The sequence below is a fragment of the Marinobacter salinisoli genome, from assembly GCF_017301335.1.
GTDB classification, from domain to species: domain Bacteria; phylum Pseudomonadota; class Gammaproteobacteria; order Pseudomonadales; family Oleiphilaceae; genus Marinobacter; species Marinobacter salinisoli.
In genome coordinates, this window is record NZ_CP071247.1 from 1,996,401 (window position 1) to 2,009,991 (window position 13,591).

The window sequence follows — 13,591 nt, forward strand, 5'->3', positions numbered from 1 at the left end:
CGGGCTTCTCCTGGTGTATGCCGCCCGGGGCGGCCCGTCGGCTCTTGTAATGGATGGAACACTACCAGGGTGTTCGTCGTGTGAGTGTCCAAGATTTCGGCGTGAGGGGAGTTACAGATGGTATCTGCCGACCAGGCAACAGAGGGGTATTCGGCGGTATTTTTCATGGACGGAAGCCGGGTGGCGCGGCAGATGCGCGCGACAGAGTTCGGCGCTTTCCTGGACGGATATGTCGGTCTGTCTGATCTGGCCGAATCTGACGTCAAAGCCGTGTTGGTTGAACTGAGCGGTGAGCTCACCGTTCAGGCGCTGGTGTTTTTCCGTATCTGGTTCGATGAGGAAGGTCGGGCCGATTCGAGCTGGAATGTTCCCATCGAAGATCTTGCCAGGCGCGGTGCCAAAGGCCCGGACCTTGGTGGCGGATCGATTCGTCTGGTATGTCGCAGTCAGTGTCCGGAGCCTCATTTCGCGGAGGAGCTGTGGGACCCTGATATGACGCCCGGCAACAATCACTTCCAGTCTATTCGCAAGGCTGTTGACGCCAACTCGCTGAAATTCAGAAAGATCGAACCGGTAGAAGCCGAAGAAATCCCGGTTCTGGCTGCAGCTCCCGAGCCCAAGCCGGAACCCAAAGACGATGCCAGTGCAAAAGAGCGGGCCCGCCTTGCTCAGTTGATTCGCGAGCAGCGCCTGCGGATCAAGACCCTTCAGAGTGTTCATCGCGACTCGCTGGCGGACGTTCAGCGTGAGCATCGGGTTGAACTGCAAACCCTGCGCAACGAAATTACTGAACTCGAACAGAAGTTCGAGCGCATGCGCCTGAACAACGAGCAACTCAAGAAGCGCTTGTCGGAGCGCAATGAGCAGTATCTTTCCCTGCAGGAACAGGTGGCGTCCGAGGGGGAGGCCCAGCAGCGCGATGACGCCAAATCGGGGGCCGAGCTGGTTCTGTTGCGCGAGCAACTGGAGCGCCGGCAGCGGGAACTGGAGAGCCGGGATGAGAAAATCGTTGCCCTGGAGCAGGAAAATCACGAACTCCGTCATCGTGAACCCACTGAGGGCACCCTCATGGAACAGCTCCGGAAGCAGTCGGTGTTTCTGGTGGCGTACCACCACGGCATCGGTCACGTCACCCTTCCGTTTGACGACATTGAGGGTTATTTCGACAACCCGGTGGCCTACGCCGCAGACCGTTGTGGCATGAATGAGCCTGCCTACCGCGAGTGGCTGGAGCACTACGAAAATCCAACCTGCCAGCATCTGGGCGATGGCGGCCAAGCCTGTGGCGAACCGATCATGCGCGTCAGTCAGCCCGGGGAATTCCGGGCCGGTATCGACGACCGATGCGAGCTGCATCCGGCCTGAAGTAGCGAACTTTTTTCAGAATCGGGCGAAGTTTCGTTAAACTGAGTGCCAAACCCTAGGGAGCCAGCGGACAGGTCACTCCCCTTGGCACCCAGACACCACAGGAAGCCTCATGGATCAGTTCAGGAATATCGGCGTCATCGGCCGGCTGGGCAGCGTCAAGGTGGTCGAGTCGCTGCGCCAGCTCAAGCAATACCTCATATCCAATAACTATCACGTCATTCTTGAAGAAGACACAGCAGGCATGCTGCCCGGCCATGGCCTTCAGGTGGCCAGCAAGAAACTGCTGGGCGAGATCTGTGATCTGGTGATCGTGGTGGGCGGTGACGGTAGCTTGCTCGGGGCGGCAAGAGAACTGGCCAAATCCAAGATTCCTTTGCTTGGGGTGAACCGCGGGCGCTTGGGGTTCCTCACCGATATCGCACCCTCCGACCTCGAGGAGCGTCTGGGCCGTGTGCTTGAGGGGGACTACATTGAGGAAACCCGCTTCCTGCTGGATGGCAACGTTGAGCGCAACGGTCAGCCGCTGGGGTTTGGTACCGCTCTGAACGATGTGGTGTTGCATCCCGGTAAATCAACGCGAATGATCGGGTTCGATCTCTTCATCGACGGGCATTTTGTCTACAGCCAGCGATCGGATGGCCTGATTGTCGCTACGCCAACCGGTTCAACCGCCTATTCCCTGTCTGCCGGTGGCCCCATCATGCATCCCAAGCTGGATGCCATTGTATTGGTGCCCATGTTTCCCCATACCCTGAGTAGCCGCCCGATCGTTGTAGATGGCCAGAGCGAAATCAAACTGGTGATCGGTGAAACCAACGAAACCTATCCGCAGATCTCGTTCGATGGCCAGATGAACATTGCGTGCGCGCCGGGGGATATCATCCGAATTACGAAAAAGCCGTTCAAGATTCGTCTGATTCACCCAACGGATCACAATTTTTACGCTACCTGCCGTGACAAACTTGGCTGGGCGAGCGAGATTTCGGCGGGTTGATCATGGCTGTTGGTACTCAGGCCGCGAATCGCGGTTACGACGTTATTGGGGATATCCATGGTTGCGCCAATACGCTGATCCGGTTGCTGGAGCAGATGGGCTACCGGAAAGTAAACGGTGTATACCAGCACACCCGCCGCCAGGCCGTGTTTATCGGGGATATCATTGATCGCGGGCCGCGCATCCGGGAGGCCCTGCACCTGGTACGTGATATGGTCGAGCATGGCTCGGCGCGTATTGTCATGGGGAATCATGAATACAACGCGCTGGGGTACTGCACCCGTGCCCGCCCGGGCAGTGGGAAAAAATGGTTGCGCGAGCACAACGCCCGCCACGATCGCCTGATCCGGGAAACCCTGGATCAGTTCGATGCTCATCCCCACGAGTGGAATGACTTCCTCGAGTGGTTCTACACCATTCCTTTGTTTATTGATGAAGACGGCTTTCGGGTCGTGCACGCCTGTTGGGATGGCGATCTGATCGAGAAGTTCAAACAGTCCCAGGGCGGCGCCTGCATTGACGAGGACTTTCTTCATGCGTCGGCCGCCCTGGATTCCTTTGCCGGACAGGTGATGGATACCCTGCTCAGGGGCACCGATCTGAGGCTGCCGGAAGGGATGTCCATTACAGGCAGCGATGGCTATGTCCGGGAATTCTTTCGAACCAAATTCTGGGCCGACGAGCCGGAGACCTATGCCGATGTGGTGTTCCAGCCCGATCCGCTGCCTGAGGAAGTGGCTCGCCGGCCGCTTCGTGAGCACGAAAGGGCTCAGTTGATCAGCTATCCGCTGGACGCGCCCCCGGTGTTTGTTGGGCACTACTGGATGGAAGGGGCGCCAGCGCCTTTGAAACACAATGTAGCGTGTATTGATTACAGCGCGGTGAAATACGGCAAGCTGGTGGCGTACCGCATGGACGGCGAAACGGTGCTGTCGCCGGACAAGTTTGTCTGGGTGGATGTGGAGCGGCCGGAAGCGCCCGGCTATCCCGGAATGGAAGACAGCGTTGCCCGCTGACCAGTCCGGTCTGCGGCATTTCTTCAGCGAGGACGTTTGTGTACCGCGTTAAACAGCTTGAAACCACGGAAAACCTGGAGGGCTTCAGCCGCTGGCTGACTGGCCAGGGCGTGCGTCACCAAATCACGGAAGAGGGCGGCTCCCAGGTGCTCTGGCTCGAGAATCCTGAACATGCCGAGCCGGTGCTGGTGGCGCTGGAGCGATTTCTGACGGAGCCGGAATTGCGAGAGGCGGTCAACCGAATGGACCGTTCACCGGTTTTCGTCGGGGGGCGCTGGCAACCGTCTCCCCGGCATGCGCCTGTCGTACTGGGCATTGTCGTGATGGCCGTTGTCATGGTCTGGCTCACAGCCATGGGGCGTAACGAGTTTGCCGCTGCCATGATGGTCGTCGATCCCCGGGCCTTTGACTGGATGAGTATGTCGGATCGGGTCAGCGCCCTGGCGCAAAGCCTCGGCCAGGGGCAGGTCTGGCGCCTGATTACACCGGATTTTCTGCACTTCAGCTGGACCCACATTATTTTTAACGGGGTCATGATGTGGTTTCTGGGAAGCCAGGTAGAGTGGTTTGATGGCCGGGGTCGGCTGATCACGCTGTTCCTCGCTACCAGTATTTTCTCGAATGGACTTCAGTATCTGGTTTCCGGACCCTTGTTCGGAGGATTGTCGGGTGTGGTCTACGGTATCCTTGGCTACTGCTGGCTGAGCCAGCGTAAGGCTCCGCGGTTCCATTTTCCGCCCGCTCTGGTGACCTTCGCTGTGATCTGGATGGTGGTCGGTTTTACCCCGCTGACTGAAATGGTTGGGCTGGGCCGGATGGCGAACGAAGCGCATCTGGGCGGGTTTTTGGCTGGAGTGGTCGCAGCTTTGGTGCTGCCCGTAAGAAAGTAAAAAGACCCCGCCAGATGGCGGGGCATAAAAGAAGCGTATTGCTCCTGATGAGAGAGACCAAATGATACGACCTGTGTCATTTGGTGGTTAAATGATAATTATTATCGTTTGCGTTTGTCAAACGGTTTATGACGTTTTCTATTGTGGGGGAGTCGAATGACTTACGATGAGCTGATTGAGCGGCTGGATCCAATGGTATACCGGAACCTGCGTCAGTCCGTTGAGCTCGGGAAGTGGCCGGATGGGCGCCCGCTGACACGTGAGCAGCGGGAAATCAGCCTGCAGGCGATTATCCACTACGAGGACCTTCACGGGGTGCCTGCGCAGGAGCGAACCGGCTACATTGATCGGGGCAGCAAAGCAGGCACGGCCTGTGATCCTACCGTCGGCATGATGGGAGGGCAAAGCGCCGGCAATGAAGGCGAGTCAGCTGATTCGGATCAGTTCTTTGAGGTCAAGTCTTGAGCACTTCCGTGGATCTGACCGGCCGCCTGCGCAAGATGCCGGCTGAAGCCGGGGAGCCAGTGGCCTACCAGTTGGCCGTCGGTGACAGCCGCTTACCGCTGAATGACCTGCTGGGCAAGGCCATACGGATTGATTTTGAGGGTGTCATTCGTTGTATCCACTGCGATCGCAGCACCAAGAAAAGCTTCAACCAGGGTTACTGCTATCCCTGCTTCCGTAAGCTGGCGGCCTGCGACAGCTGCATCATGAGCCCGGAAAAATGTCATTTTCATCTGGGCACCTGTCGCGAGCCGGAGTGGGGCGAAACTCACTGCATGGTGGAGCATGTGGTCTACCTCGCCAACTCTTCGGGCCTGAAAGTGGGCATCACGCGGGCGACGCAGGTGCCGACGCGCTGGATTGACCAGGGTGCGGTGGATGCCATTCCAATGGTCCGGGTCTCTTCTCGATACCTGGCCGGGCTGGTGGAAGTCGCCTGCAAAAGCCATGTCGCGGATCGCACCAACTGGCGAGCCATGCTCAAGGGCGACGTTCCTGAATTGGATCTTCAGGCGGAGCGGCGCCGGATGCTGTCGCTGATAGGCGACGATCTGGCATCCCTGAGAGCGACTCACGGCGAGGACTCCATCCGCGAAGTGGGTGAGAAAGGGCTCGGCTTGAGCTATCCGGTTGAGGTTTGGCCGGCCAAGGTGAAAACCCACAATCTGGACAAGAATCCGGAGGTCGAGGGTGTGCTGGAGGGGGTAAAAGGCCAGTATCTGATTCTCGACACCGGCGTGATCAATATTCGTAAATTCACCGGTTACGAAGTTCGTTTTCGCGTCATGGACAACTGAAACGACCTTGTGTTGGGTGAATGAATGACTCGGCTGCCGCACTGTATCTCATCTGCGGCAGCGCCATCTGGAGAAAAGTATGCGCACCAACCAGCCACAGACTATTTACCTGAGTGAGTATCGTGTTCCAGCGTATCTGGTGGATAACGTCGATCTCCGGTTTGAACTGTTTGAAGACGGCGCGCGGGTACACAGCACTCTGGCCATCCGCCGTAATCCCGAGTCCGATGCCGGCGCAGCTCCGCTTGAACTGGATGGTGACAGCCTGGTACTGGAATCCGTTGCCCTGAATGGTGAGGTCCTGGCGGACGACGCGTTTGAGGATCGTGGCGACAGGCTCATCGTTAACTCGGTACCAGAGCAGTTCAAGCTATCCGTGGTGACCTGGATTGAGCCCCAGAACAACACCCGTCTTGAAGGGCTGTACAAGTCTTCTGGTATGTTCTGTACCCAGTGCGAGGCCGAAGGCTTCCGGTGCATTACCTTCTTCCCGGATCGGCCGGATGTCATGGCTCGATTCCGGACCCGTGTCGAGGCCGATAAAACCGCCTACCCGGTGCTGTTGTCCAACGGTAACCCCGTTGAGTCCGGCGATCTGGACAATGACCGCCACTTCGTTACCTGGGAAGACCCTTTTCCCAAACCCTGCTATCTGTTTGCCCTGGTTGCCGGTGACCTGGTGGAAAAACGCGATACGTTTACCACCTGCTCGGGTCGTGACATCGACCTGAGGATGTATGTCGAGCCCCGCAACGCTGACAAGTGTGCCCATGCCATGGATTCGCTCAAGCGTTCCATGCGCTGGGATGAAGACGTGTACGGTCGTGAGTACGATCTCGACATCTTTATGATCGTGGCCGTGGACGACTTCAACATGGGTGCCATGGAGAACAAGGGGTTGAACATTTTCAATTCGTCCTGCGTGCTGGCCAGCAAGGAGACCGCCACGGATGTGGCATTCCAGCGCATCGAAGCCATTGTCGCCCACGAGTACTTCCACAACTGGTCCGGGAACCGCGTTACCTGTCGTGACTGGTTCCAGCTCAGCTTGAAAGAAGGGTTTACCGTGCTGCGGGATGCCCAGTTCTCGGCGGATATGGGGTCCGATACGGTCAAGCGCATTGAAGATGCTACCCTGATGCGCACTGCGCAGTTCGCGGAGGATGCCGGGCCCATGTCGCATCCGGTGCGCCCGTCTTCTTACATCGAGATTTCCAACTTCTACACCCTGACCATCTACGAAAAGGGCGCGGAAGTGGTGCGCATGATTCGCACCTTGCTGGGCGAAGACCTGTTCCGCAAGGGCAGTGACCTCTACTTCGAGCGCCACGACGGCCAGGCGGTTACCACCGATGATTTTGTCAAAGCGATGGAGGATGCGTCTGGACGCGATCTGTCCCAGTTCCGTCTGTGGTACGAGCAGGCCGGGACGCCGGTACTGGACGTAGCGGATGAGTTTGACGCAGAGCGGGGAGTATACCGCCTGACTGTTCGCCAGAGCATTCCGGACACCCCGGGACAAACTGACAAACAGCCCCAACACACACCGTTCGCCCTGGGCCTGCTGGATGAGCACGGCAAAGCTCTGCCGTTGCGTCTGTCCGCCAATGAGCAGGATGCGCCCGTTGAACGCGTGCTGGAACTGACGGACGAATCCCATGTGTTTGAGTTCCACGGCCTGGCGCAGAAACCGACGCCGTCACTGCTGCGTCACTTCTCGGCACCGGTGCGTGTGCATTACCCCTGGACCCGTGAGCAGTTGTTGTTCCTCATGAGCCACGACCCTGACGGTTTCAACCGCTGGGACGCTGGTCAGCGGCTGGCGGTGGATGTGATTCAGTCTCTGGTCGGCGAGCCGAAAGATACGCCTCTGGATTCCCGGCTGGTGACTGCTTATCGCCACCTGGTGACGGATTCCTCGCTGGATCAGGCGCTTGTTGCCAAGATGCTGCAGTTGCCATCCGAAGCGTACCTGATTGAACTTGCCCGTGAGGCCGACGTGCCGGCAATCCATGCCGCCCGCGAGCGGGTCCTGAAGCATCTGGCCATTGCACTGCGGGACGATCTGGTGGCCTGTTACCGCCGCAACGCGAGTGGCGAGGATTACGCAGTAACGCCGGAACAGGTCGCGCGCCGCAGTTTGCGGAATACCGCGTTGGCCTGGCTGCTGGTGATTAATGACGAAGAAGGGCGCGAATTGGCCCTGCGGCAGTACCGCGAAGCTGACAACATGACCGACCGCATGGGTGCGCTTCGGGCGCTGGTGAACTCCGACTACGAGTCGGATCGTGAGCAGGTACTGGACGACTTTTACCAGCGTTTCCAGACCGATCCACAGGTGGTGGAGCAGTGGCTCTCGGTTCAGGCTTCCAGCCCGGTTGCGGGGCAGTTGCCCAAGGTTCGAGCACTGCTTGAGCACGAGGCCTTTGACTGGCGCAACCCGAACAAGGTGCGGTCGGTCATCGGTGCTTTTGCTGGCCAGAATCTGCCCGGATTTCATGCAGTCGATGGCTCCGGGTACGATTTCCTTGCCGAGCAGGTGTGTCGACTGGATGACATTAACCCGCAGATTGCTGCGCGACTGGTCACTCCGCTGACCCGCTGGAAAAAGTTTGCGCCGGCCTATCGCAGCCAGATGAAATCAGCTCTGGAACAGGTTCGGGATAAGTCCGGATTGTCCAAGGACGTTTATGAAGTCGTCCACAAGAGCCTTGCGGATTGAGCTAAGTTCTTGTCTATCCGGCTGTCTTTGTAATCTTGCGTGACAGCCGGATACAAAATCGCACTTTCGGTCGATAGACTTGTTAGCGCGAGACGTTAATCTGTCTGAAAGTCTGAACTCCCATCAGGCAATAATAAAGAGCCCATCAAAGGCCTCCAGACGGATTAAGGTTGGATATGAAATACAACAAGAACGCTATTCTCGGCGGGCTTATGGCCCTTTCTGTCGCTGCTACTCCGCTCTCGGCAGCAGTCTCTCAAAATGAGGCGAATCGTCTTGGTCAGGATCTGACGCCTTTCGGTTCGGTGAAAGCAGGCAACGCTTCCGGCACCATTCCTGCGTGGGACGGTGGTTTGACCGAGCCGCCAGTTGGCTACGAAGGCAGTGGCCAGCACCACATCAATCCGTTCCCGGATGATGAAGTACTGTTTACCATTAATGGGGCTAACGCCGATCAGTTCTCCGAGCATCTGACCGATGGCCTCAATGCACTGCTGAAGGCATACCCGACCACTTTCGAAATCCCGGTTTACCAGTCGCGTCGTACCCATGCGCTGCCGACCTGGGTTGAAAAGAATATTCGCAAGAACGCCACAAACGCTGAAGTTGTGGGTCAAGGGGAAGGCCTGGACGGCGCTTTCGGTGGTTATCCGTTCCCGATCCTGCACGGCAATGACGAACAAAAAGCATGGCAGGTGATCTGGAACCACCTGACCCGCTGGCGCGGTGTCTACCTCACGCGTCGCTCCAGTGAGGTGGCTGTCCAGCAGAACGGCGATTACACGCTGGTTACTTCCCAGCAAGAGGCCTTCTTTAACTTCTACAATCCAGAAGGCAACGAGAAAGACCTTGATAACGTTATCTTCTACTACCTGTCTTTCACCCAGTCTCCGCCCCGTCTCGCCGGTGGTGCGATCCTCGTTCACGAAACCCTGAACCAGATCATCAATCCGCGTAACGGCTGGGGTTACAACGCTGGTCAGCGGCGGGTGCGCCGTGCTCCCAACCTGGGTTACGACAGCCCGGTTGCGGCAGCGGATAACCTGCGTACCGCGGATGACACCGATATCTTCAACGGTGCTCTGGATCGTTACAACTGGACGTACGAAGGCATGCGTGAGGTGTACATCCCGTATAACAACTACGAGATCACCAGTAACAAGCTCTCCTATGACGACGTTCTGGGTCTGGCGCACCTGAACCCGGACTACATGCGCTGGGAACTGCACCGCGTGCACGTGGTCACCGCAACCCTGAAAGGTGGTGAGCGCCACATTTATGGCAAGCGTCGCTTCTATGTCGATGCCGACAGCTGGAACGTGGCACTGGTTGACCAGTACGACGGTCGTGGCGAGCTGTGGCGGATTACCCACGGTATCCTGAAAAACTACTACGAGCTGCCGGGCGTCTGGACCGGTCTGGAAGTGTTCCATGACCTTCAGGCCCGTCGCTACCACGTACTTGGTCTGGACAACGAAGAGCCAAACACCCGGATCTTCACCGACGAAGTTCCGAACAAGCGCTACTTCTCCCCGGCATCTCTGCGTCGTCGGAGTGTTCGCTAACAACCAGGTTTTAATGCATTATTCCGCGCCAGACGGAGTTGGCGCTAGACATACCGGCTGCCGTGAGGTTGCCGGTATGTTCACAGTTGGAGCCAGCTTTGCTGGCCAGAGTCACCCAGTAAAAACAACTTATAGGCAATTCGAATGGCTACAAGCTTAATGTGTAAAACCCTGGGCGCTGCGAGCCTTGGGCTTTCCATGGCCTGTGCGTCCCCCGTTGCATTTGCGCTTGCGGACGTGATCGAGACACCGGCGCGGGCAACCGATCTGGCACCCGAGAATCTTCTGACTGACGTTGAACGGGCTGGCGACCGTATGGTGGCCATTGGCGAACGTGGCCATATCATTGTCTCTGATGATCAGGGCCAGAGCTGGACTCAGGCAGAGGTGCCCGTGTCCGTGACCCTGACCGCGCTTGATTTCGCATCCGAAACCCATGGTTGGGCGGTTGGCCACAGCGGAGTTGTGCTGCACTCAGATGATTCCGGTTCCAGCTGGGAGGTGCAGTTTACCGGTATTCAGGCCGCCGAGTTGGCTATCGAAAGCCAGGAAGAAGCCATCGCGGAAATGGAAGAGAAGGTAGAGGCTGCATCCGGTGATGAGAAATCAGACCTGGAATGGGCTCTGGATGATCTGTATTTCTCACTGGAGAACATGCAGGCAGATCTGGACATTGGCCCGGTGAATCCGTTCCTGGATGTCCTCTTTCTTGATGAAGACCGTGGATTCGTCATCGGCGCCTACGGCATGCTGTTCCACACTGCTGATGGTGGTGAAAGCTGGCAGGACTGGTCGCCTCGAATGGAGAATCCCCAGAACTTCCACCTGAACGGTATCGCTGAAATCGCCGGCGGAGCCATGGTGATTGTCGGTGAAGCTGGCCAGATTCACGTCTCTGTCGACGATGGTGAGACCTGGGAGAGTCGCGAGGGGCCCTATCCCGGCTCGCTTTTCGGCGTTATCGGCACCGGTCGCGTGAATGAAATCCTGGCCTTCGGCCTGCGCGGCACTCTGCTGATGTCGACGGATCTTGGAAAAAACTGGACTGTGCTCAACAGCGGTACGACGGCAACTCTGAACGACGGCTTCGCGGATGATTCTCGCATCGTTCTGGTTGGGACCGGAGGCGCTGTGCTGGTCAGTGGTAATGCCGGTGATACGTTCCGCGCCTATGTTCGCGGTGACCGGCAGGGCGTCATGAGCGTCGTGCCAGTGTCAGGTACGGATCTCCTGCTGGTTGGTGAAGGCGGCGCAGAGCTGACCGATGCCAAAGGCAAAAATATTCAGTAACGCCCTGACGCGGCATCAACGGAACATTGAAGATAGAGGGGCTTTTTGAATGTCCAACCCTATGCATGACAAGGGCGAGCACTACATAACAACGCCAAAGGCTGAACCGTTTCTGGAACGCCTGATTTTCAACAATCGCGCTGGCATCCTGTTTTTCTTCCTGCTGGTAACCGTGTTCCTTGGTTACAACGCGGTGAAGATTCAGCCAGATGCCAGTTTCGAGCGGATGATTCCGCTTGAGCACCCGTACATCGTGAACATGCTCGAACACCGGGACGATCTGCAGAACCTCGGTAACTTCGTTCGTATTGCGGTAGAAACAAAAGAAGGGGATATCTTTACCCCCGAGTACATGGAAACCCTCAAGCAGATCACTGATGAGGTGTTCTATCTGAACGGGGTCGATCGCTCCGGGCTGAAGTCGCTTTGGACTTCGAACGTTCGCTGGGTGGAAGTGACCGAGCAGGGCTTCCAGGGCGGTACGGTGATTCCGGATAACTACGATGGTTCCGAACCCAGCCTGGAACAGCTGCGCCAGAACGTTCTGCGCTCCAACGAGGTGGGTCGCCTGATTGCTGACAATTTCCGGTCCACGATTGTTTATGCGCCGCTTTACGAGAAAAACCCCGAGACCGGCGAACCGCTGGATTACGGAGAGTTCTCCCGTCAGCTGGAAGAAAAGATCCGTCAGAAGTACGAAGATCAGAACGCCAACGTAGACATCCACATTGTCGGCTTTGCCAAGAAAGTGGGTGACCTGATCGAAGGCATTGGCTCTATCGCTTACTTCGCCGCGATCACTATTGGCCTGACCACACTGCTCCTGTTCTGGTACTCGCGTTCCCTGACCGGCACCCTGGTGCCAGTGTTCACGTCCATCGTGGCGGTGTTCTGGCAGCTGGGTACTCTGCGCCTGCTGGGCTATGGTCTGGATCCGTATTCCGTACTGGTTCCGTTCCTGGTGTTCGCGATCGGTATCAGTCACGGGGTTCAGATCGTCAACGCGATGGCGGTGGAGGCTGCCAAGGGCTTCGATTCCGTGACCGCGGCCCGTCTGGCCTTCCGGGCCCTCTACATCCCGGGCATGCTGGCGCTGATTTCTGATGCGTTCGGCTTCCTGACGCTGTTCTTCATCGAGATCGACGTCATCCGTGATCTGGCGATTGCTGCCGGTATCGGTGTGGCGTTTGTGATCATCACCAACCTGGTGATGCACGTACTGATCATGTCTTACCTGGGCATCTCCAAAGGTGGCGTGCGTCATGTGCAGAATCGCAGTGAAAAACAGGATCGCAAGTGGCGTACCCTGTCTTACTTCTCGCACCCGAGTGTTGCGCCGATTTCCCTGCTGATTGCGGTGATCGGCCTGGGTCTGGGCCTGTATTACAAGCAGGACCTGAAGGTTGGTGACCTGGATCAGGGTGCACCGGAGCTGCGTCCGGACTCCCGTTACAACAAGGACAACGCCTTCATCATCGACAACTATTCCACCAGTGCAGACGTGCTCGTGGTCATGGTGAAGACGCCCCAGGAAGAGTGTACCCAGTACAGCGTTCTGCGTGCCATGGACAACCTCCAGTGGGAACTTCAGAACACTCCGGGTGTGCAGTCCTCCGCTTCTCTGGCGGACGTGTCCAAGATCGTGACCAAGGCCCTGAACGAGGGTAACTGGAAGTGGTTCGAGATCTCCCGCAACCAAACCATCATCAATGCGTCGATCCGCAACGCACCGTCTGGTCTGATCAACACGGACTGTAGCCTGACACCGGTACTGGTGTTCCTGGAAGACCATAAAGCAGAAACCCTGCAGACTGTGGTTGACCGGGTCGAGGAATTCGCGAGCAACAACAGCAGCGATCAGCACACGTTCCTGCTGGCAGCCGGTAACGCCGGTGTGGAAGCGGCCACCAACGAGGTCATTTCCACCGCCAAGGACAAGATGCTGATCATGGTTTACGGTGTGGTGAGTTTGCTTTGCTTGCTCACATTCCGTTCGATCCGTGCGGTTCTGTGTATCGTGGTGCCTCTGGGTCTGACTTCGATCCTGTGTGAAGCGATCATGGCGGTATCTGGCATCGGCATCAAAGTGGCTACGCTGCCTGTGATCGCGCTGGGTGTCGGTATCGGGGTTGACTACGGTATCTACATTTACAGCAAACTGGAGAAGTTCCTGCTGGAAGGCAAGACGCTTCAGGATGCGTATTTTGAAACCCTGAAGTCCACAGGTAAGGCCGTTATCTTTACCGGCATTACGCTAGGCCTGGGTGTTGTGACCTGGATCTTCTCGCCGATCAAGTTCCAGGCCGATATGGGGCTGCTGTTGTTCTTCATGTTCTTGTGGAACATGGTAGGAGCCATCTGGCTGCTGCCGGCACTGGCTCGCTTCCTGCTGCGGCCGGACCGCATGCTGGCGAAGGCCCGCGCCGCCAAGTAAACCTTTCAAGG

At 57.4% G+C, this 13,591-nt stretch carries 10 protein-coding genes; all 10 read left to right on the forward strand.

The annotated features are described in order from the left end of the window. The first annotated feature begins 117 nt into the window (after window positions 1-117). The 10 genes from LPB19_RS09110 to LPB19_RS09155 all read left to right on the forward strand — a co-directional run bounded on the left by LPB19_RS09110 (window position 118) and on the right by LPB19_RS09155 (window position 13,580). Complete coding sequence (locus LPB19_RS09110; RefSeq protein ID WP_206642617.1) at window positions 118-1,365, forward strand: DNA repair protein; 1,248 nt, start codon at window positions 118-120, stop codon at window positions 1,363-1,365. A gap of 112 nt (window positions 1,366-1,477) precedes the next feature. Continuing rightward, entirely contained in the window at window positions 1,478-2,362 is an 885-nt protein-coding gene (locus tag LPB19_RS09115; protein ID WP_206642618.1) for an NAD(+) kinase, read from the forward strand. A 2-nt stretch (window positions 2,363-2,364) separates the two neighbouring features. Continuing rightward, window positions 2,365-3,378, forward strand: a complete 1,014-nt coding sequence (locus tag LPB19_RS09120) for a metallophosphoesterase (RefSeq protein ID WP_206642619.1) — start codon at window positions 2,365-2,367, stop codon at window positions 3,376-3,378. Window positions 3,379-3,416: 38 nt separating this feature from the next. Continuing rightward, entirely contained in the window at window positions 3,417-4,268 is an 852-nt protein-coding gene (locus LPB19_RS09125) for a rhomboid family intramembrane serine protease (RefSeq protein WP_206642620.1), read from the forward strand. A 156-nt stretch (window positions 4,269-4,424) separates the two neighbouring features. Next, window positions 4,425-4,733 (forward strand): YeaC family protein, encoded by a 309-nt coding sequence (locus tag LPB19_RS09130; protein WP_206642621.1) that lies wholly within the window; start codon window positions 4,425-4,427, stop codon window positions 4,731-4,733. Window positions 4,734-4,768: 35 nt separating this feature from the next. Then, complete coding sequence (locus tag LPB19_RS09135) at window positions 4,769-5,569, forward strand: DUF2797 domain-containing protein (protein ID WP_407943956.1); 801 nt, start codon at window positions 4,769-4,771, stop codon at window positions 5,567-5,569. 79 nt (window positions 5,570-5,648) lie between these two features. Next, a complete protein-coding gene (gene pepN / locus LPB19_RS09140) occupies window positions 5,649-8,291 on the forward strand; it encodes an aminopeptidase N (protein WP_206642623.1) in 2,643 nt (880 codons plus the stop codon). Between the two features lie 176 nt (window positions 8,292-8,467). Then, window positions 8,468-9,856: a DUF1329 domain-containing protein gene (locus tag LPB19_RS09145; RefSeq protein ID WP_206642624.1), complete on the forward strand. Its 1,389-nt coding sequence runs from the start codon at window positions 8,468-8,470 to the stop codon at window positions 9,854-9,856. 144 nt (window positions 9,857-10,000) lie between these two features. Further along, complete coding sequence (locus tag LPB19_RS09150; protein ID WP_228289075.1) at window positions 10,001-11,146, forward strand: WD40/YVTN/BNR-like repeat-containing protein; 1,146 nt, start codon at window positions 10,001-10,003, stop codon at window positions 11,144-11,146. Between the two features lie 49 nt (window positions 11,147-11,195). Further along, window positions 11,196-13,580, forward strand: coding sequence for an efflux RND transporter permease subunit (locus LPB19_RS09155; protein WP_206642625.1), 2,385 nt, complete (start codon window positions 11,196-11,198; stop codon window positions 13,578-13,580). Window positions 13,581-13,591 lie beyond the last annotated feature (11 nt).